The organism is Streptomyces malaysiensis subsp. samsunensis (assembly GCF_024519315.1).
Classification (GTDB): domain Bacteria; phylum Actinomycetota; class Actinomycetes; order Streptomycetales; family Streptomycetaceae; genus Streptomyces; species Streptomyces malaysiensis.
Map to the genome: position 1 here is coordinate 169,773 of NZ_JANIIC010000001.1, position 19,756 is coordinate 189,528.

Here is a 19,756-nt window from a genome sequence, read left to right on the forward strand (position 1 = left end):
AGGAGAGGCACATGAGCCATCAGCAGCCGCCGCCGCAGCCCGGCCCCTACGGGGGGCAGCCCGGGCCGTACGGCGCCGGTCAGCCGCCGGTGCCCAATCCGTACGCGCAGAGCCCGGGGTACGGCGGGCCGCCGCAGGGCGGCTACGGCCAGCCGGGTCCGTACGGCGGGTCCGGTGGCTACGGCCACCCCCAGCCCGCGAACCCCTACGGGCAGCAGCCCCAGCCGGGCCCCCCGCCCCAGCAGGGGCCGGGCTACTACGGCGGTCCCCGGACGCCGCCGCCCGCCCCGGCCCCCGCACCGGCGTCCGGTGGCCCGGGCAAGGGCAGGAAGGCCGGTCTCGCGGTCGGCGCGGTGGTGGTCGTGGCGGCGCTGGGGGTGGGGGCCTACGCGCTCTTCGGCGGCGGCAGCGGCGGCCCGTACAAGCTGACCACGCCCAAGACCGTGGCCGCGGACTACGAACGCCAGGGCTCGGGCACGGACGACAGCGATCTGTCCGCGGCGGGCCGTAAGGACCTCCAGCAGGTGCCGGTCGTCAAGGATCCGCATCTGGTGGCGGCCGACTACCAGACCTCCGGCAAGGAGATGCTGAAGTTCACCGGCGTCTGGGGCGATGTGACCGACCCGCAGCGGGGCGCGGACCTCGCGCTGGCGGTCATCGTCAAGACGCTGCGGGACAACGGCACGGCGCAGCCCAAGGGCAGCCCCCAAACGTTCTCGCCGGACGGCTTCGACGGGGACGTCCTGAAGTGCCAGTCCATGAAGTTCACCTCGGATCAGGGATCCATGGAGGCCCCCGCGTGCGTCTGGGGCGACAAGGACACCCTGGGCGTCACGGTCATGGCGGACCCGGCGGCCGCGGTGCTCGGCGGTGGCATGTCCCTTGAGGACGCCGCCGGCATCACGGCCAAGGTGCGCGAGGACGCGCGCGTCGAGATCGACGGCTAGCCCGCGACCGGCGCACGGCAACAAAAGAGCAGTTTCTAACGAGGGATGAAGATGAGCTACGACCAGCCGGGCCCTTACGGCCAGCAGCCCCAACAGCCGGGTCCCTACGGACAGGGTGGAGCGGCCGGCCAGCCCGGCTACGGCTACCCGCAGCAGCCGGGTCAGCCGGGTCCCTACGGACAGCCGCCGCAGCCGCCTCAGCAGGGCTACGGCTACCCCGGCCAGCCGCAGGGGCAGCCGGGCCCCTACGGCCAGCCCCCGAACCCGTACGCCCAGCAGCAGCCGTACGGCCAGCCGGGCATGCCGGGCCCGTACCAGCCGGACCCGGGGCAGGGCGGCAAGAAGAAGGGCCTGGCGATCGCGATCGGCGCGCTGGTCGTGGTGGCCGCGGTCGTCGGCGGCATCCTGGTGGTCCAGGGCGGCGGGGACGACGACAGCGGTGGCGGCGGCAAGGTCGCCGACGACAGCAAGCGGTACAAGCTCATCACTCCCCAGACAGTGGCCGGCGACTACACCAAGGACTCCTCCGGCGGGGGCGGGCTCACCTCCTCGGACGCGAACGACTTCGAGAAGTTCGGCGTCACCAACCCCGTGACCGTGAGCGCGGAATACAAGTCCGGCGAGGGCATGAGCGCCAAGAAGCTCCAGCTCAACGGCGTCTGGGGCAATGTGAAGGACCCCGAGGCGGTCGTCGACGGCGCCTTCGCGAAGATCGCGCAAGAGGCCGAGAAGGACTCCTCGACCAGCAGCGGGATGAAGGCCGAGCTCGTGGGCAGCCCGGAGTCGGTGACGCCCAGCGGCTTCGAGAACGCCGTGATGAAGTGCCAGAACACCAAGTTCACCCCGACCGGGGACTCGAGCTCCAGCGGCATTCCCAGCAAGGGCTTCTCGATACCGATCTGCATGTGGGGCGACCACAGCACGGTGGGCTATGTGGTCGTCTCCGACGCGGCCGCGGCGCTGTCCGGCAACAGCATGTCACTCGACGAGGCCGGCGAGATCACCGCGAAGGTCCGCAAGGACGCACGCGAGGAGATCACGTAGTCGAGCGGGTCGTCCCGTTCTCAGGCCGCAGCCGATCCGGAGGGGGATCCTCACACCCATGAGCCACAACCAGCCACCGCCGCCGGGTCCCTACGGCGGCGGACCCGGCCCGTACGGGGGCGCTCAGCCCCATCCGTACGGCGGGGGGCAGCAGCAGCCCGCGGAACCCAACCCGTACGCGCAGGCGCCGGGTTACGGCTATCCGCAGCAGCCCCCGCAGGGCTACGGCTACCCGCAGCAGGCGGGTCCCTACGGCCAGCCGCCCTACCCCGCGCCGCCCGCGCCGGGCGGGGGCTCCGGGGGCGGCAACCGCACCAAGATCATCGCGGTGACGGTGGCCGGGCTCGTGGTGGTGGGTGCGATCGTCACCGGCGCCGTGGTGCTGGCCGGTGGCGACGACGGCCCGAAGGCGATGAAGCTGGTCACCCCCAAGACGCTCGCCGACGGCACCTACACGCTGGACAAGGGCACGGACGACCTCGACCACGAGGGCACCAGCGTGCAGGGCAGCATGCCGGAGGGCGCGACCTCGGTCCTGGCCCAGTACAAGCGGTCGGACGACGACAACTCCGGGCTCGCCTTCTCCGGTATGTACGGCGAGATCAGCGACCCGGACACGGTCCGGGACGAGATGTTCAAGGGCTTCGAGGGCGGCGACGGCTCCCCCTCGGTGGAGAAGGGGCGCAAGCGGTTCCAGCCGGAGGGCGCTGACGGCCCGTCGGTGGAGTGCGAGGTGGTCAAGCTCTACGACCGGATCTACGCCCCGGCCTGCGCCTGGGCGGTGGGGACGGACGCGGCGATGGTGCTGGACGTCAACGCGGAGAACACCTCGGCGTCGGACGCCGACATGGAAGCCTTCGCCAAGGTGACCGCGGGCATCTACCAGGACACCCGCAAGCCCGCCTGAACGGCCCGCAAGAAGCCCACAGGGCGCGTACGACACGAAGAGGGCCCCGGGGACCGGGGCCCTCTTCGTACGCTCTCAGCGGGGCGCCTACGCGCTCTTCTCGTGCCGCTCGCCCGGCTCGGTGCCACGGGAGCGGGGCACCAGCGTGGGGTTCACATTGGAGTGCACGACGTCCTCGGTGATGACGACGCGGGCCACGTCCTTGCGGGACGGCACCTCGTACATCGCCGACATCAGCACCTCCTCGATGATGGCGCGCAGACCCCGGGCCCCGGTGCCGCGGAGGATCGCCTGGTCGGCGATGGCCTCCAGGGCCGGACGGTCGAAGTCCAGCTCCACACCGTCGAGTTCGAACAGCCGCTGGTACTGCTTCACCAGCGCGTTCCGCGGCTCGACGAGGATCTGGAGCAGCGCCTCGCGGTCGAGATTGTGCACGGAGGTGATGACCGGGAGACGGCCGATGAATTCCGGGATCATTCCGAACTTCACCAGGTCTTCGGGCATGACCTCCTGGAACTGGTCGCTCGCCTCGATCTCGCGCTTGGAGCGGATCGTGGCGCCGAATCCGATGCCCTTGGCGCCCGCCCGCGCCTCGATGATCTTCTCCAGACCGGCGAAGGCGCCGCCCACGATGAACAGCACATTCGTGGTGTCGATCTGGATGAACTCCTGGTGCGGATGTTTCCGGCCGCCCTGCGGCGGAACCGAGGCGGTGGTGCCTTCCAGGATCTTCAGCAGCGCCTGTTGAACGCCCTCACCGGACACATCACGGGTGATCGAGGGGTTCTCGCTCTTACGGGCCACCTTGTCGATCTCGTCGATGTAGATGATGCCCGTCTCGGCCTTCTTGACGTCGTAGTCGGCGGCCTGGATCAGCTTCAGGAGGATGTTCTCCACGTCCTCGCCGACATAGCCCGCCTCGGTGAGCGCGGTGGCGTCGGCGATGGCGAAGGGGACGTTCAGCATCCGGGCGAGGGTCTGCGCGAGCAGGGTCTTGCCGGAGCCGGTGGGGCCGAGCAGCAGAATGTTGGACTTGGCCAACTCGATGCCGTCGTCGCGGTTGTGGCCGCCGTTCTCACCCGCCTGGACCCGCTTGTAGTGGTTGTAGACGGCGACCGAGAGGGCCTTCTTGGCGGCCTCCTGGCCGACCACATAGCCCTCGAGGAATTCATAGATCTCGCGCGGCTTGGGGAGTTCCTCCCAGCGCACTTCGGAGGTCTCAGCGAGCTCCTCCTCGATGATCTCGTTGCAGAGATCGATGCATTCATCGCAGATGTACACACCCGGGCCCGCGATGAGCTTCTTCACCTGCTTCTGGCTCTTCCCGCAGAACGAGCACTTGAGCAGGTCGCCGCCGTCACCGATGCGTGCCACGAGGTGCTTCCCCTTCGCCTTGGATCCGCTTTGCTCCGCGGAACCGGGTGCTTGCGCTGCGCTTTCTGCTTCTTTTCCCGTGGGCCGGGGCCCCCAGCCCTCTACGACGGTACCTTGCCGGGCCCCCGGTTCGGGCCCCCCTTGGACCTACTCGGTCCAAGGGGGGTGTCACCACCGAAGATTCAGCCGAGACCGACCGACGTCTTGCGGGTGGAAACGATCTGGTCGACAAGACCGTACGACAGGGACTCCTCGGCCGTGAGGATCTTGTCCCGCTCGATATCGTCGCGGATCTTCTCGATGGGCGTGGTGGAGTGCTTGGCCAGCATCTCCTCGAGCTGCGAACGCATGCGAAGGATCTCGTTGGCCGCGATCTCCAGGTCGGAGACCTGACCACGCCCGGTCTCACTGTACGGCTGGTGGATCAGGATCCGGGCATTGGGCAGGGCCATCCGCTTACCCGGCGTACCGGCGGCGAGCAGTACGGCCGCGGCGGACGCCGCCTGGCCCATGCAGACCGTCTGGATGTCGGGCTTGACGAACTGCATCGTGTCGTAGATGGCGGTCAGCGCGGTGAACGAGCCGCCGGGCGAGTTGATGTAAACCGAGATATCACGGTCCGGGTCCATCGACTCCAGGCACAGCAGCTGCGCCATGACGTCGTTGGCCGAGGCGTCGTCGATCTGGACGCCCAGGAAGATCACGCGCTCTTCGAAGAGCTTCGCGTACGGGTCGTACTCGCGGATGCCCTGGGAGGTGCGCTCGACGAATCGCGGAACGACATAGCGGGATTCGGCCATCGGGCCGTCGTACAGGCCGCTGCCGGGGAAGTTGCTCATCTGGGTCTTCACCATCCTGTGGCGATCTGGGGGCTGGAGGTCGGCTACGGGACGGCGGGACTCAGGCCCCGGTGCCGCCCCCGCCCGGAACGCTGGAGGCGGACGTCATGACGTCGTCGACCAGGCCGTACGCCTTGGCTTCCTCGGCGGAGAACCAGCGGTCGCGGTCGGAGTCACGGACGATCTGCTCAACCGACTGGCCAGTGTGGAAGGCGGTCAGCTCGGCCATGCGCTTCTTGGTGTGCAGCAGCCGCTCGGCGTGAATCTTGATGTCCGAGGCGGAACCCGCCAGGCCCGCGGAGGGCTGGTGGATCAGGATCTCGGCGTTGGGCAGCGCGAAGCGCTTGCCCGGGGTGCCCGCGCTCAGCAGGAACTGGCCCATCGAGGCGGCGAGGCCCATGGCGATGGTGACCACGTCGTTCTGGATGTACTGCATGGTGTCGTAGATCGCCATGCCGGCCGAGATCGAGCCGCCCGGGGAGTTGATGTAGAGATAAATGTCCTTTTCCGGATCGGCGGCGAGCAGGAGCAGCTGAGCCGTGATCTTGTTGGCGATGTCGTCGTCGACCGGCTGGCCGAGGAAGATGATCCGCTCGCCGAGCAGCCGGTTGTAGACCTGGTCGCCGAGGCCACCGACGGTCGGCTCGCCGGCGGCGGAAGGCATCGTATTCGTCACGTATCCACCTGCTCGTCTCTGACGGCTTACTGGCCGTCTCAGCGTCTTCTTCTGGGGTTCGGGGACCTGGCGCCGGTGCGGCCCCGGCGGGCTTGTGAGACTCCCCTGCCCTCGTATCTACGGACCCTAACGCGCTGGTCGGCGGGCGCCATCCCGCATCAGGAACTGTTCGCTCTGAGCGCATGTCCCGGCGCCGGGGCGGCGTCGCGGAACACGAACGGGCCCGGACGCGCGCAGACGTTCGGGCCCGTTCGTACGGGCTGTGGAGCGGGCCGGGATCAGCTCTCGGCCTTGTCCTGCTTCTCCTGGGGCTCCGCGGGCTCCTCGGCGGCCTCGGTCGCCGCCTCGGCGGGCTTCTCCTCGGCCTCGGAGGTGACCTCGACCGTCTCGCCGGTCTCGTCCTCCTCGTCGTCCAGGTCGACGGTCTCGCCCTTGTCGTCGACGACCTTGGCGGCCTCGACCACCACGGCCAGCGCCTTGCCGCGGGCGACCTCGCCGACGAGCATCGGCACCTGGCCGCCCTCGACGACGGCCTGGGCGAACTGGTCGGGGCTCATACCGGAGGACTGCGCACGGCGCATGAGGTGCTCGGTGAGCTCCTCCTGGCCGACGGACAGCTGCTCCTTGTTGACCAGCTCGTCGAGGACGAACTGGGTCCGGATGCCCTTCTCGGCCTGCTCCTTGAGCTCGGCCTCGAACTCCTCGGCGGTCTTGTCCTGCATCTGGAGGTACGAGTCGAGGTTCAGACCCATCTGGGCCAGCTGGTGGTGCTCGAGGTTGTGCTTACGGGTGTTGATCTCGTCCTGGAGGAGCTTCTCCGGGATCGGCACCTCGACCAGCTCCAGGAGGGCGTCCAGCACCTTCTCCTGGGCCTGGGTGGCCTGCTCGAACTTCTTCGACCGCTCCAGGCGCGTACGGCTGTCCGCGCGCATCTCCTCGAGGGTGTCGAACTCGCTGGCCAGCTGGGCGAAGTCGTCGTCGAGCTCGGGCAGCTCACGGGCCTTGACCTCGGAGACCTTGACCGAGACCTCGGCCTCCTTGCCCTGGGCGGAGCCGCCCTTGAGCTCGGAGGTGAAGGTGGCGTCGCCGCCCGCCTCCAGGCCGGTCACGGCCTCGTCGATGCCGTCCAGCAGCTCGCCCGAGCCGATGGTGTAGGTGACGCCGGTGGCGACGCCGTCCTCCAGGACCTCGCCGTCGACCTTGGCCTCGAGGTCGATCACGACGATGTCGCCCTCGGCGGCGGCGCGCTCCACCGGGGTGGTGGTGGCGAAGCGCTCGCGCAGCTGCTCGACGGACTTGTCGATGTCCTCGTCCGAGACCTCGACGGAGTCGACGGTGACCTCGATACCGGAGTAGTCCGGGATCTCGATGGCCGGACGGATGTCGACCTCGGCGGTGAAGGTCAGCAGCTCATTGTCCTTGAGCTCGGTGATGTCCACCTCGGGCTGGCCGAGCGGGTTCAGCTCACCCTCGTTGACCGCGTCGGTGTAGAACTTCGGGAGCGCCTCGTTGACCGCCTCTTCCAGCACGGCGCCACGGCCGAACCGCTGGTCGATGATGCGGGCAGGGATCTTGCCCTTACGGAACCCGGGCACCGTGACCTGCTGGTTGATCTTCTTGTACGCCGCGTCGAGGCTGGGCTTGAGCTCCTCGAAGGGCACCTCGACAGTGAGCCGAACCCGGGTCGGGTTCAGGTTCTCCACGGCGCTCTTCACGGTTGGGTCTCCTTGGGGGCTGACGTGTGGTGTTCGGCTGCGGTGCGCTGTCGCGTCGCAGCGGATTCGCGTCCGGTTAAAAGACACAGACACGCAGCTTGCATAGTAACCGCAAGCATGACGGGCCCCACAACGCGATCTTGACGTCTGTGGATGGTCGGGGTGGCCGGATTCGAACCGACGACCTTCCGCTCCCAAAGCGGACGCGCTACCAAGCTGCGCCACACCCCGTCGGTGCGACACGTAGGGTACATGCCCGCGGACCCCCCGGCTGCCGCTTATTCGACTGGTGGGCAAGGGTGTGCGGGGAGCGGGGAGGAACCGCTACGATGCATGCCGTGCCGCGGTTCGGGTGATCACGCCTGGGCGGGGTGTTCCGGGAGACCGGTGCATCCGTGTACGCGGCGTGTGCGGGCGTAGCTCAATGGTAGAGCCCCAGTCTTCCAAACTGGCTACGCGGGTTCGATTCCCGTCGCCCGCTCCATGGCTTTCGGCCCGGTCCGGGGAACTCCCCGGACCGGGCCGTTCGCATTCGCGCACACTCGCCCATACGCACACACCCGAAGCGTCCGCGCCCCGGTGACTGGGGGCCGCGGACGCTTCGGGGTCGATGCTCAGGGGGTGGGGTCAGGGGTTGATGTCGGCAAGGGCCTCGGCGGCCGAGTCGAGGAAGTCCTGGATGTCCGGCGCGACGTTGGACGAGGCGAGCAGGAACCCGAAGAGGATCGCGACCAGGGCCGGCCCCCACTTGACTCGACCATTACGGATCATCAGCACCAGGATGATGCCCACCAGCAGTACCAATGACAGGGAAATGGCCACAACATCCCACCCTCGGTCGCACACGTCTCACAGGCCCGGAAGCACGCGACCCCGCACACCCCCGCAGCCCCTATCGTGCCATCAACTCCCCCCGCTCAGCAGTGGGGTGGAGCGATAAACGGTCACTTGTGCACACGACACCCACCCCACCGGTACCCGTCCGGTATCCGTTCATTCAAAGGGGCATGAGTGACGCTGCCCACAACTCGGCGAAGCGCCCGAGCGATGAATTCGGACCGCCCCGTCCCACCGCTCCAGATGATCTAGGACAGGAATTCCGAATTCGCCCGGCGATCACTCGGCAGGGTGACAAAACACCAATGAATCAGACATTCCACCGGAGCCCCCTGCGGGGCATATGCCCCAATTAAGTGGGATGAAAGCCGTCAGAACGGACGGCCTGAGCCAGGATATCGAATGATCGCATCGCTTTGTCGACTCTCCGGTCGACTTCGTGGGACCGACTATCGGCCGCGCCACGAAGACTATGAACGGAAAGCAAACTGAACGAGGTTTTACGCAATACAGGTTTCAGCGCTATCGTGCCTCAGATGTTTCACGCTGCCATGACTCCCCCACGCGCAGTGAGGTCCCGGGTGGTCTCCCCCAGTTCCTGGTGGGAGGGCCTGTGACCAACTCCCTGCGCCCACACGGTTATCAGCGGACCCCGCTCCCCGAGGAGACCGCGCCCACTCCCCCCACGCCGCGGGCCGAAGAACCAGGGCAGCAGGCGACGACCCCGCCCGCCCCCACCTCCCCCGCCGGACAGAAGCCCAAACAGCGGGACGCGTTCTTCGACAACGCGAAGTACCTCGCCATCGTGCTGGTCGCGATGGGCCACTCGTGGGAGCCGCTGACCGACAGCAGTCGCACCGCGGAAGCGCTGTACATGATCGTGTACACCTTCCACATGCCGGCCTTCATCCTGATCTCCGGCTACTTCTCGCGCAGCTTCGACATGCGACCGGACCGGCTCAAGCGGCTGATCACCGGGGTGGCGGTGCCCTACCTGATCTTCGAGGTCGCGTACACGCTGTTCAAGCGCTGGGCGGACGACGATCCGACGTACGACTTCAGCCTGCTGGACCCCTGGTATCTCACCTGGTTCCTGATCGCGCTGTTCGTATGGCGGATGTCCACTCCGCTCTGGAAGCTGGTGCGCTGGCCGATCCCGCTCTCGCTCGCGGTCGCCACGCTCGCGGCGGTCTCGCCCGACATCGGCGACGACCTGGACATGCAGCGGCTGCTCCAGTTCCTGCCGTTCTTCGTCCTCGGCCTGTGCATGAAGCCCGAGCACTTCCAGATGATCCGCCGGCGCTCGGTGCGGATCGCGTCCGTGCCGATCTTCGCGTGTGCCTTCGTGTTCGCCTACTGGGCGGCGCCGCGGATGAGCTCGGCGTGGTTCTACCACCGCGACAGCGTCCAGGAGCTGGGCGCGCCGCCGTGGACCGGCCCGGTGATGACGCTCGCCCTCTTCGGCTGCTCGGTCGTGCTCGTCAGCTGCTTCTTCGCCTGGGTGCCGCGGCGCCACATGTGGTTCACGGTGCTGGGCGCGGGCACGCTCTACGGCTACCTGCTGCACGGCTTCCTCGCCAAGGGCTCCCGCTTCTGGGGCTGGTTCGACGACTACCAGTGGCTGCACAAGCCGCTGGGTGAGATCACGGTCACGATCATCGCCGGCTCGGTGATCACCGTGCTGTGCACGCCTCCCGTCCAGCGCGCCTTCCGCTTCGCCATGGAGCCGAAGATGGCCTGGGCCTTCCGTAAGGACCCTGCCGAACAGGCACGGAGCCGTACGACGACGGCGGCCTAGCGCGCCGAGGCCACGACAGCGAAGGGCCGGCCCGCGGACTGACTCCGCGGGCCGGCCCTTTTGTCGGCCCAGCGCGGCCAGGTGGCCCTTCAGCCCCGCGACCCGGCAGCCCCGCGGCGTGACAGCCCCGCGGCCCGGCCGGCTCACGGCTTCGCGCGGCGCAGCGCCACACGGGCCGGGAGCGCCGTCGCCGCCAGGCCGAGCGCCACGGCGGTGCCCGCGAAGCCCGCGTAGACGAGCGGCGGCGCATACGGGCCCTCGCCGGTCAGGCCGCGCGTCATCGGCACGAGCGTGGCCAGGGCGATCGCCGTGCCCAGGGCGATGCCCGCCGTGGCCACCAGCAGCGCCTCCCACCGCACCATTCCGAGCACCTGCCGCCGGGTGGTGCCGATCAGCCGCAGGGTGCTCAGTTCGCGGCGGCGGTCCAGCACGGTCATCACCAGAGTGTTTGCCGCGGCGACGACGGCGAAGCCGCCGAGGACGCCCGCCATGACGATGTTGGCCCAGGCGTTCAGCTTGCGGTCCTCGTCCTGGGCCGCCGCGTAGCCGTCCCCGTCGGTGGCGTCCTCGCCGATCCGGCCGAGTGCCGCGGCGACCGCCTTACGGTCGGCACCCCCGGCGTCCCGCACCAGCACATCGCTGTCGAACGACGACGTCACATGGCCGATAAGTGCCGCTCGGGGGAGGGTGAGCTCGGCGATCCCCAGCCCTCGCCCGTAGATCGCGACCACCGTGGGCGAGATCTTCGTGCCGTCCGGGAGGTGGAGGACGAGCCGGTGGCCGACCCGGGCATGGGCCGCCTTCGCCAGGAGCGCGTCCACGGCCACCCGGCCCGGCCCCAGGGCGTCCAGGCGCCCCTGGCGGACGTCCAGGTCCTGCACGGCCACCAGGTCACGGCCGCTCCCTGAGACGCCCTGTACGGACGCGGGCCGCATCCAGCGGCCGTCGCCCGAGCCCACCGGGACCAGCACCCCGGTGCGCAGCAGCCCCACCGACGCGGCCACGCCCGGTACCGAGGCGGCGCGGGCCGCGGTACCGGCCGGGAGTCCGTCCGGGGCGGAGATCACCTGGTCGGCGACGATGCCCGCCCGCCGCTGGCGGGCGCCCGCGTGGTCCTCGCTGGTGTGCATGAAGACCAGGGTCGAGGCGAAGGCCATGGCCAGCACGATCGGGGTGATCGCCGAGGCCAGGCGGCGGGCGTTGGCCCGGATGTTGGCCGAGGCCAGATGGGCCGGTGCCGGTCCGGCGCGCAGCGGCAGGCCGATCAGCCATGCGCACAGGCGGGCGATGAGCGGGCCGAGCAGGGCCACGGCGAGCATGAACAGCATCACGACCCCGAGGGCGGCGTTGGCCGCGTCGTCCCCGGAGGCGGAGGCGGCGACGCCGGTCATGACGATGCCGCCGGCCAGGGCCGCGACGCCGAGCACCGTACGGATCACACCGGGCCGCAGCCGCTCCACGGCCGCCTCGCCGAGCGCCCGCCCCGGTGGGAACCGCGCCGGGCGGCGGGCGGCCATCAGGCCCGCCAGGAGCGAGGTGAGGAGGCCGGCGCCGACGGCGACGACGAGCGGGATCCAGGAGACGGAGAGCTCCACGGGCCCGGGGATGGCGCCCTTCTCCTCGAGCTGCCCGAACCACCAGCGGGCGAGGGCGTAGCCGGGCGGCAGACCGGCCGCGCCCGCGAGCGGGGCGACCAGCAGCGCCTCGGCCGCGACGGAGCGGCGGATCTGGCGCGGGGTGGCGCCGATGGCCCGCAGCAGGGCCACCTCGCGGCCGCGCTGGCCGACGGAGAGGGCGACGGTGCCCGCGGTGGTGAAGGCGGCCACGGCGGTGGCGATGCCGCCGAAGGAGCCGCCGAGGACGATGAGCATCTCCTTGGCGTTGGCGAGCGCGGGCTCCTCGATGGCGCCGCGGCCGCCGCCGGTGTGCACGCGAGGGGAGTGCGCCGCGCCCTTCACGGCCCGCTCCAGATGTGCGGCCAGCCGGTCGGGGGCGGTGCCGGGGCGGGGCTGGACCAGGACGGCGTCCACGGCGGCGGGGTGGCCGCTCAGCGCCTGAGCCCGGCGGTCGGTGAACCACGCCGTAAGGCCGTCGCCGTCGGCGCCGCCCGCCTTACGGGTCACACCTCAGACCCGGAAGGTGTGGCGGCCGTCCGGCGCGGTCACCGTGATCCGGCCGCCGACGCCGGTACCCGCCGCGCGGGCGGCCCCGGGGCTGAGCACGGCCTCGCCATCGCGGGGCGCCGCGCCCGAGGCGAGCGCCACGCCCGTGAAGGGCGCCGCGCCCCAGCCATGGCCGGTGAACGCCCCATGGGCGGTGCGGAGCGGGAAGGTCACGTCCGGGGCCGCGGCCGCGGCCCCGGGGGTGCGGGCGGCGGTGGCCACCAGGGAGGCGTCGAGCCGGGCGCGGTCGGGGACCTGCTCCGACTCCTGCGAGCGGCCGTCGCCGTGGCCGATTACGTAGCGCACCCGCTGGTCGGCGGCGATCACGACCGGGGCGTTCGCATAGCGCTGCGGCGGTACGGACGCCCGTATCCCGGTCTCCAGCAGGATGCCGCACGCGGACACGATCGCCGCGGCCATGGCCAGGGCGACGAAGGTGCCCGCGAAGGCGGATGGTTTGAACCGGACGGCGGCGCGGGCCAGTCCGTTGGTGAGCGGCCTCACCGGGCCCCCTCGACTGGCACGGCGAGGGCCGGAGTGCGGGTGGTGAGGCGGCTCATCCGCTCGGCGATCTCGTGCGCCGGGGAGCGGAGGAGCCGGTCGGCGATGGCGCCGTCGGCGAGAAAGAGCACCCGGTCGGCGTAGCTCGCGGCGACCGGGTCGTGCGTGACCATCACCACCGTCGCGCCCAGCACGTCCACCGCGTGCCGCAGCAGGGTGAGCACCTCGGCGGCGGTGTTGGTGTCCAGGGCGCCGGTCGGCTCGTCGGCGAAGACGACGTCGGGGCGGGTGACCAGGGCACGGGCGATGGCCACCCTCCCCCAGCCTTCGGCCGGGAGGTGCCCCCTGCTGCTGCCCGCCGGAGAGCTCACCGGGCCGCCGCCTGGTCCGGTCCTCGGGACCGACCTGGGCGAGCACCGCACGGGCCCGCTGGCGGTCGGGGCGGGCGCCCGCGAGCCGCATCGGGAGCGGCACGTTCTGCTCGACCGTCAGGGAGGGGAGGAGGTTGAAGGACTGAAAGACGAACCCGAGGCGGGCACGGCGCAGCGCTGTGAGCTTGTTCTCACTCATTCCAGTGATTTCGGTACCACCGAGCTTGACGGACCCGGCGGTCGGCCGGTCGAGCCCGGCGGCGCACTGGAGGAAGGTCGACTTACCGCAGCCGGAGGGGCCCATGACGGCGGTGAAGCTGCCGTGCGGAAGGGCCAGGTCGATACCGCGCAGGGCATGGACGGCGGTGCGGCCACGGCCGTAGCGGCGCTGGACGCCGTGGAGTTCGATGGCGGGGGCGTGGTGGTGCGGCGTCGGTGCCGCGGTCTCTCGCCGCTTGCGCAGCCGCATGGTGGTGGCCCTTCCGAGGAGTTCGCCCGATTCCCCTCGAACGTAGGGATTACGGCCCCTCGGCGGCCATGACGGCCACCGGCGTATCCGGGGTGGGGCTAACCCCCGCCGGGCCCGCCCGGGGCGCCACAGGGCGGCCTGGCGGGCCCGGGAGGCGCGGCTGCCGGCGGCGGATCAGCAGCGTGCTGTCGCTACTGGCGGCAGATCAGCAGCAGGGCCCGGTCGTCGTTGACGTCCTTCGCGACCGTCTCGATCAGGTGCCAGGCCGCGCCCTGGAAGCCGGAGCCGACATAGCGGTCCGCCTCGCCGGTAAGGCGGTCGATGCCTTCGCTGATGTCCCGGTCGGCGGTCTCGACGAGGCCGTCGGTGAAGAGCATCAGGACGTCGCCGGGGCGGAGGGTGCCCTTGGTGGGGTCGAACTGGGCGCCGTCGTAGACGCCCAGCAGCGGGCCCTCGGCGGTCTTCTCCTCCCACTTGCCGGTGCCCGCGCTCAGCTGGAGCGCGGGCAGATGTCCGGCGGAGAAGAGCTCGAAGTCGCCGCTGTCGAGATCGAGGACGAGATGGATGGAGGTCGCGAACCCTTCATCCCAGTCCTGGCGCAGCAGATAGCCGTTGGCGGCCGGGAGGAAGCCGTGCGGGGGCAGGGAGCCCAGGAGGCCGCCGAAGGCGCCGGAGAGCAGCAGGGCGCGCGAGGCGGCGTCCATGCCCTTGCCCGAGACGTCGGTGAGGACGACCTCGAGGGTGCGGCCGCCGCCGGTGCGGGCGGCGACCACGAAGTCACCGGAGAACGACTGTCCCCCGGCCGGGCGCAGCGCCATCTCGCGGTGCCAGCCGCGCGGCAGACCGGGCAGCTTGCTCTGGACGCGGATGCGCTCGCGCAGGTCGAAGAGCATGGTGCCGCCGCGCCGCCAGGGCACCCCGACGCGGCTGCGGAACTGGGCGATCAGCAGGCCGAAGAAGCCGACGGCGGCGACGACCAGGATGGTGCCGGGAGTGACCCGGGAGGAGGCGTCCTCCTCGGTGTACGGGCCGAGCACGGCGGACTCCACGATCAGGGCCGTGGCGGCTGCCGCGTACAGGGCGAGCAGACTGGCCGGGCGCAGCAGCAGCCCGCCCGCGACGATGGGCAGGACGAGGGCGGACGGGGAGCACCAGTCGGGCTGGGCGATGGTGCCACCGGCGATGGCGGGGACGCCGAGGAGCAGCGCGGTCAGGGCGAGCCGGTCGGACCCCTCACCCCGGAAGTAGTCGACTCCGGCTTTGCGCACGCCTGTGCGAGCCCGGTGCAGAGCTCTGCGCATCCGGGCCCACGGAGTGTCCACGCCGCCAATCATTGCATCGGGACCCTACCCACCCGTTCGGACGCGCGTCGATTCGTGGCGCGTTGAAACACCCAGCCAGGGGGCAATCGTAAGCGAAATTCGTTCGCGTGTACGGGAAACGGCTGCTAGGGATGGGAATATGAGGACTGAGCTGCGCGTGCTCGACCCATCGATTTGGGATGATTGGTACGGAAAACTGCTACTCGCGTTCGGGGGAGTTCCCGAAGCGCCGGAGGAATCCGCGCTCTGGCGGGAGTTGACCGAATGCGAGCGCTCCATCGGCGCGTGGGACGGCGCCGACATCGTCGGCACGGCCGGGCTGTTCAGCTTCCGGCTGTCGGTCCCGGGCGGCGGGATCGTCCCCGCGGCCGGTGTCACGATGGTGAGCGTACAGGCCACGCACCGGCGGCGCGGGGTGCTCCGGGCCATGATGCGGCGGCAGTTGGACGACGTCCGTGCCGCCGGTGATGAGCCGCTGGCCGTTCTGACCGCTTCGGAACCGGACATCTACGGACGGTTCGGCTACGGCGCGGCCACCCAGAACGCCTACGCCGAGATCGACACCGCCCGGGTGCGGCTGACCGTCCCCGAGGGCACCGACGACGTGAGGCTGCGCGCCGTGCCCCCGGAGTCCGCCGTCGAGGCGTGCGAGGCCGTCTACGCCAGACGGGTGACCGCGCGGCCGGCCATGCTGGAGCGGCTTCCCGGCTGGGAGCGGCTGCCGGTGCTGGACCCGCAGGGCGAGCGCGAGGGGGCGTCCCCGCTGCGCTGTGTGCTGGCCGAGTCGGGCGGCGAGGTCAGCGGCTACGCGCGGTTCGCGGTCAAGCCCGACTGGGATCTGACCGGGGCGAAGGGCACGGTCCTCCTGCGCGATCTGGAGGCCCTTGACCCGGCGTCCTACGCGGCGCTGTGGCGCTTCCTCTTCGACATCGACCTGACCTCGGTGCTGCGGACCGGCCCCCGCCCGGTCGACGATCCCTGGCAGCATCTGGTCTCGGACATCCGGCGGTGCGCCGTGAGGACGCGCGATTCGCTGTACGTCCGTCTGGTGGACGTGGGCGCCGCGCTCGAGGCACGGGCGTACACGGCCCCGGTGGAGGCCGTCCTGGAGGTCACGGACCCCTTCTGCCCCTGGAACGAGGGGCGCTGGCGGCTGAGCGGCGACGCCAAGGGCGCCTCCTGCGAGCGCACGAGCGACGCTCCCGATCTCCGGCTGGGGGTGCGGGATCTGGGAGCGGCGTATCTCGGCGGGGTCTCGCTGACCGCGCTGGCGGGTGCGGGACGCGTCCAGGAGGCCCGTCAGGGCGCCCTTACGGAGGCCGCGGCCGCCTTCGCGTCCCCGGTCGCCCCATGGCTGCCGCACGGCTTCTGAGACCTCGGGGTCCGCGACAGCCAGGCAAGGGTCAGGACAAGGGGCTCTGGCAGTCGGGGCACCAGAAGAGGTTGCGGGCGGCGAGATCGGCGGTGCGGATCTCGCCACCGCAGACATGGCAGGGCTGTCCGGCGCGCCGGTAGACATAGACCTCACCGCCGTGGTCGTCCACGCGCGGCGGGCGGCCCATCGCCTCGGGGATGTGCTCGGGGCGGACGGTGTCGATCCGGTTGTTCCGCACCCCCTCGCGCATCAGCACCACCAGATCGGCCCATATCGCGTCCCATTCGGCGCGGGTCAGCGCACGGCCGGGCCGGTAGGGGTCGATGCCGTGCCGGAAGAGCACCTCGGCGCGGTAGACGTTCCCCACACCGGCGATCACCTTCTGGTCCATGAGCAGCGCGGCCACGCTGACGCGGCTGCGGGAGATCCGGGCCCAGGCCCGCTCCCCGTCGTCCGCCGGGCGCAGCGGATCGGGGCCCAGCCGGTCGTGGATCGCCTGCTTCTCGCCATCGGTGATCAGCGCACAGGCGGTCGGGCCGCGCAGATCCGCGTACCCCTCGGGGTTCGCCAGTCGCAGCCGGACGGTGTCGGTGGGCGGCGGGGCGGGGGCCGGGCCGAAGGCGTACGTACCGAAGAGCCCCAGGTGGACATGGACCCACCCGGTGGCCGCGAAGTCCAGGAAGAGGTGCTTGCCGTGCGCCTCGGCGTGGCGCAGCGGCTGACCGTCGATCAGCCCGGCGCCGTCGGCGAACTTCCCCTGGGGGCTAGTGGCCCGGACGGGCCGGCCGCCGAAGGTCTCGACGTGGTCGGCGGCCAGCCGGTGGATGGTGTGCCCTTCGGGCATCAGTCGCCTTGCGGGTGGTGGGCCGGGATGGGCGGCAGCTCGCCGGTGGTCTCGTAGCCGGTGAGCATCTCGATACGGCGGGTGTGCCGCTCCTCGCCGGAGTACGGGGTGTTCAGGAAGACCTCGACGAACTTGGTCGCCTCGTCCTGGGTGTGCATCCGGGCGCCCACGCTGATCACATTGGCGTTGTTGTGCTCACGGCCGAGGGACGCGGTCTCCTCGCTCCAGGCCAGCGCCGCGCGCACTCCCTTGACCTTGTTCGCCGCGATCTGCTCACCATTGCCGGAACCGCCGATGACGATGCCGAGACTCTCCGGGTCGGCGGCGGTCCGCTCCGCGGCACGCAGGCAGAACGGCGGGTAGTCGTCCTGCGGGTCGTAGATGTGCGGGCCGCAGTCGACGGGCTCATGGCCGGCCGCCTTGAGCCACTCCACGAGGTGGTTCTTGAATTCGAAACCGGCATGGTCGGAGCCGAGGTACACGCGCATGTACCGAGTCTGTCATGGCCGTGTGATCGCCGCCGCCTCGGGTAGGCGTCGCATAAATCTCTGAAATGCCAAAGAACCTCATGAAAACCTCAAGTAACGATCTGGAATCAAAGGTTCAACTGGCGGACCTCCTGAGATTCACTGGCGTCGCTCGTAACCCGAGAGCAAAGGAATCGAGCACATGAGCGCACAATCTGCGACCAAGCCGGAGGGGCAGCAGCCACCCGGCGACCCGGGTTCTCCCGACGGCCTCAAGGCGGGGCTCAAGAACCGCCATCTCTCGATGATCGCGATCGGCGGGGTGATCGGCGCCGGTCTCTTCGTCGGCTCCAGCGCGGGTATCGCGAAGGCCGGGCCCGGCATTCTCATCTCGTATGCGCTGGTCGGCCTCATGGTCGTCTTCGTCATGCGGATGCTCGGCGAAATGTCCGCCGCCAATCCCACCTCCGGCTCCTTCTCGGCCTACGCCGACCGGGCGCTCGGCCGCTGGGCCGGTTTCTCCATCGGCTGGCTGTACTGGTTCTTCTGGGTCGTGGTGCTGGCGGTCGAGGCCACCGCCGGCGCCAAGATCCTGGAGGGCTGGTGGCCGGCCGTCCCGCAGTGGGGCTGGGCGCTGATCGTGATGGTGGTGCTCACCGCGACCAACCTGGTCTCGGTCGGCTCCTACGGTGAGTTCGAGTTCTGGTTCGCCGGGATCAAGGTCGTGGCGATCGGCGCGTTCATCGTGATCGGCGGGCTCGCGGTTTTCGGGCTGCTGCCGCATTCGGACAACGAGGGCGCGGGTCTGGGCCACCTCACCGACAGCGGCGGCTTCCTGCCGAACGGGCCGGGCGCCATCCTCACCGGCATACTGCTGGTGGTCTTCTCCTTCATGGGCAGCGAGATCGTCACCCTCGCGGCCGGTGAGTCCGCGAACCCGCAGCGGGCCGTCACCAAGGCCACCAACAGCGTGATCTGGCGTATCGCGGTCTTCTACCTGGGCTCGATCTTCGTCGTGATCACCCTGCTGCCCTGGGACGCCAAGGCGATCGCCGACAAGGGCAGCTATGTCGCGGCGCTCGACTCGATCGGCATTCCGCACGCCGGCGACATCATGAACGTGATCGTGCTGACCGCGGTGCTCTCGTGTCTGAACTCCGGCCTCTACACCGCCTCACGCATGGCCTTCTCGCTCGGCCGGCGCGGTGACGCCCCGGCCGCCTTCGCCCGCACCAACAGCCGCGGCGTCCCGCAAGCCGCGATCCTCGGCTCGGTCGTCTTCGGCTTCGTCGCGGTCTGGTTCAACTACCAGTGGCCGGACACGGTCTTCACCTTCCTGCTGAACTCCTCGGGTGCGGTCGCGCTCTTCGTATGGCTGGTGATCTGCTTCAGCCAGCTGCGGATGCGCGGGATGATCCTGCGTGAGAACCCCGAGAAGCTGATCGTCCGGATGTGGCTGTTCCCGTATCTGACCTGGGCGACGATCGCGATGATCTCGTTCGTCCTGGTCTATATGCTCACCGACAAGGACGGGCGCGAGCAGGTGATCCTCTCCGCGCTGGTGGCCGTGCTCGTGGTGGCCCTCGCCCTGGTCCGGGACCGGATCACCGGCGGCCCCCGGCCCGCTGCGGCCACGTCCGCCGATGCCGCCACCGACGCCTCCGCCGAGGAGACGGCGGCCCGGTAGGAGCGCGCGCTCTGCTGATTCCCCGTGCCCCTGGGCGGCGGCCCGTATACCGCCGCCCAGGGGCACAGCAGTGTTCAGGGGTACGCCCAGGGGCCCTGCGCCCCGGCTCAGACGACGCGCGGAAGGATCCGCTCCGCGAAGCGCCGGACCGCGTCCAGCACCCCCATGCCCCGGTGCCCGACGCCGGGCACGATGTCGAGGGTGGGCGCGGGGGGCCGCGAGCTGGGCGATGAACCGGGCCGTCCAGTCCCCTGTCAGCAGGTTGGGGCCGAGTGTCGTCAGTCGCTCCTCCCCGCTGCCGAGGTCAGGGAGCAGACCAAGCGGCGGGGGTAGGTGCGGGCGGGCCAGCATGAACGAGATCTGTCCACCGAGAAAGCGGCCGGACGCCGTGCCGTCGCCGTGAACGGTGAGCCGGGCCAGT

General features: G+C 70.3%; 14 protein-coding genes, 2 tRNA genes and 2 pseudogenes. 7 read left to right on the forward strand and 11 right to left on the reverse strand.

The features are described from left to right. The first annotated feature begins 11 nt into the window (after nt 1-11). The 3 genes from NQU54_RS00735 to NQU54_RS00745 are packed head-to-tail and all read left to right on the forward strand — an operon-like array spanning nt 12 to nt 2,898. On the forward strand, nt 12-947 hold the full coding sequence (locus NQU54_RS00735; RefSeq protein ID WP_257629256.1) for a hypothetical protein: 936 nt from the start codon (nt 12-14) through the stop codon (nt 945-947). Between the two features lie 51 nt (nt 948-998). After that, nucleotides 999-1,991, forward strand: coding sequence for a hypothetical protein (locus NQU54_RS00740; RefSeq protein WP_257629257.1), 993 nt, complete (start codon nt 999-1,001; stop codon nt 1,989-1,991). Between the two features lie 58 nt (nt 1,992-2,049). Continuing rightward, nucleotides 2,050-2,898 carry a hypothetical protein gene (locus NQU54_RS00745; protein ID WP_257629258.1) on the forward strand — a complete coding sequence of 283 codons (849 nt, stop codon included), beginning with the start codon at nt 2,050-2,052 and terminating at the stop codon, nt 2,896-2,898. Between the two features lie 87 nt (nt 2,899-2,985). On the opposite strand, the gene clpX is transcribed toward NQU54_RS00745, so the two are convergent. From clpX to NQU54_RS00770, 5 genes are all read right to left on the reverse strand, one after another. Beyond that, a complete protein-coding gene (gene clpX, locus NQU54_RS00750) occupies nt 2,986-4,272 on the reverse strand; it encodes an ATP-dependent Clp protease ATP-binding subunit ClpX (protein ID WP_069865840.1) in 1,287 nt (428 codons plus the stop codon). A 182-nt stretch (nt 4,273-4,454) separates the two neighbouring features. Then, nucleotides 4,455-5,111 carry an ATP-dependent Clp protease proteolytic subunit gene (locus NQU54_RS00755; RefSeq protein WP_069865838.1) on the reverse strand — a complete coding sequence of 219 codons (657 nt, stop codon included), beginning with the start codon at nt 5,109-5,111 and terminating at the stop codon, nt 4,455-4,457. A 61-nt stretch (nt 5,112-5,172) separates the two neighbouring features. Next, nucleotides 5,173-5,787 carry an ATP-dependent Clp protease proteolytic subunit gene (locus NQU54_RS00760; protein ID WP_308408457.1) on the reverse strand — a complete coding sequence of 205 codons (615 nt, stop codon included), beginning with the start codon at nt 5,785-5,787 and terminating at the stop codon, nt 5,173-5,175. Between the two features lie 278 nt (nt 5,788-6,065). After that, complete coding sequence (gene tig, locus NQU54_RS00765; RefSeq protein ID WP_167501532.1) at nt 6,066-7,502, reverse strand: trigger factor; 1,437 nt, start codon at nt 7,500-7,502, stop codon at nt 6,066-6,068. A 154-nt stretch (nt 7,503-7,656) separates the two neighbouring features. After that, nucleotides 7,657-7,733 (reverse strand) — tRNA-Pro (locus NQU54_RS00770). Between the two features lie 179 nt (nt 7,734-7,912). On the opposite strand from NQU54_RS00770, the gene NQU54_RS00775 reads away from it, so the two are divergent. Continuing rightward, nucleotides 7,913-7,986 (forward strand) — tRNA-Gly (locus NQU54_RS00775). A 143-nt stretch (nt 7,987-8,129) separates the two neighbouring features. On the opposite strand, the gene NQU54_RS00780 is transcribed toward NQU54_RS00775, so the two are convergent. Beyond that, nucleotides 8,130-8,324 carry a hypothetical protein gene (locus tag NQU54_RS00780; RefSeq protein ID WP_069865832.1) on the reverse strand — a complete coding sequence of 65 codons (195 nt, stop codon included), beginning with the start codon at nt 8,322-8,324 and terminating at the stop codon, nt 8,130-8,132. A 628-nt stretch (nt 8,325-8,952) separates the two neighbouring features. Here NQU54_RS00780 and NQU54_RS00785 point away from each other — a divergent pair. Beyond that, nucleotides 8,953-10,137, forward strand: coding sequence for an acyltransferase family protein (locus NQU54_RS00785; protein WP_257629259.1), 1,185 nt, complete (start codon nt 8,953-8,955; stop codon nt 10,135-10,137). Nucleotides 10,138-10,280: 143 nt separating this feature from the next. Here the strand turns inward: NQU54_RS00785 and NQU54_RS00790 are convergent. The 3 genes and pseudogenes from NQU54_RS00790 to NQU54_RS00800 form a co-directional block, all read right to left on the reverse strand. Beyond that, nucleotides 10,281-12,803: pseudogene (locus tag NQU54_RS00790) on the reverse strand (ABC transporter permease). Beyond that, a pseudogene (locus tag NQU54_RS00795) lies at nt 12,800-13,640 on the reverse strand (ABC transporter ATP-binding protein). The pseudogenes NQU54_RS00790 and NQU54_RS00795 overlap by 4 nt, the downstream one beginning before the upstream one ends. 191 nt (nt 13,641-13,831) lie before the next feature. Then, entirely contained in the window at nt 13,832-14,974 is a 1,143-nt protein-coding gene (locus NQU54_RS00800; protein ID WP_257629260.1) for a PP2C family protein-serine/threonine phosphatase, read from the reverse strand. A gap of 127 nt (nt 14,975-15,101) precedes the next feature. Between NQU54_RS00800 and NQU54_RS00805 the strand changes: the two genes are divergently transcribed. Next, a complete protein-coding gene (locus NQU54_RS00805; RefSeq protein ID WP_257629261.1) occupies nt 15,102-16,334 on the forward strand; it encodes a GNAT family N-acetyltransferase in 1,233 nt (410 codons plus the stop codon). Nucleotides 16,335-16,365: 31 nt separating this feature from the next. Here the strand turns inward: NQU54_RS00805 and NQU54_RS00810 are convergent, their stop codons facing one another. Then, nucleotides 16,366-17,181, reverse strand: a complete 816-nt coding sequence (locus NQU54_RS00810; protein ID WP_257629262.1) for an Fpg/Nei family DNA glycosylase — start codon at nt 17,179-17,181, stop codon at nt 16,366-16,368. Beyond that, a complete protein-coding gene (locus NQU54_RS00815) occupies nt 17,181-17,669 on the reverse strand; it encodes a ribose-5-phosphate isomerase (RefSeq protein ID WP_257629263.1) in 489 nt (162 codons plus the stop codon). Before NQU54_RS00815 ends, NQU54_RS00810 begins: the two co-directional genes overlap by 1 nt. 181 nt (nt 17,670-17,850) lie before the next feature. Here NQU54_RS00815 and NQU54_RS00820 point away from each other — a divergent pair, with 181 nt between their 5' ends. Beyond that, nucleotides 17,851-19,335, forward strand: coding sequence for an amino acid permease (locus NQU54_RS00820; protein ID WP_257629264.1), 1,485 nt, complete (start codon nt 17,851-17,853; stop codon nt 19,333-19,335). Nucleotides 19,336-19,756 lie beyond the last annotated feature (421 nt).

What these genes read in the sequence shown, in the direction of transcription:
- NQU54_RS00810 (WP_257629262.1), bottom strand. Translation starts at nt 17,181, where the DNA reads ATGCCCGAAGGGCACACCATCCACCGGCTGGCCGCCGACCACGTCGAG.
- NQU54_RS00820 (WP_257629264.1), top strand. Translation starts at nt 17,851, where the DNA reads ATGAGCGCACAATCTGCGACCAAGCCGGAGGGGCAGCAGCCACCCGGC.
- NQU54_RS00815 (WP_257629263.1), bottom strand. Translation starts at nt 17,669, where the DNA reads ATGCGCGTGTACCTCGGCTCCGACCATGCCGGTTTCGAATTCAAGAAC.
- NQU54_RS00755 (WP_069865838.1), bottom strand. Translation starts at nt 5,111, where the DNA reads ATGAGCAACTTCCCCGGCAGCGGCCTGTACGACGGCCCGATGGCCGAA.
- NQU54_RS00740 (WP_257629257.1), top strand. Translation starts at nt 999, where the DNA reads ATGAGCTACGACCAGCCGGGCCCTTACGGCCAGCAGCCCCAACAGCCG.
- NQU54_RS00745 (WP_257629258.1), top strand. Translation starts at nt 2,050, where the DNA reads ATGAGCCACAACCAGCCACCGCCGCCGGGTCCCTACGGCGGCGGACCC.
- NQU54_RS00805 (WP_257629261.1), top strand. Translation starts at nt 15,102, where the DNA reads ATGAGGACTGAGCTGCGCGTGCTCGACCCATCGATTTGGGATGATTGG.
- NQU54_RS00735 (WP_257629256.1), top strand. Translation starts at nt 12, where the DNA reads ATGAGCCATCAGCAGCCGCCGCCGCAGCCCGGCCCCTACGGGGGGCAG.
- NQU54_RS00800 (WP_257629260.1), bottom strand. Translation starts at nt 14,974, where the DNA reads ATGATTGGCGGCGTGGACACTCCGTGGGCCCGGATGCGCAGAGCTCTG.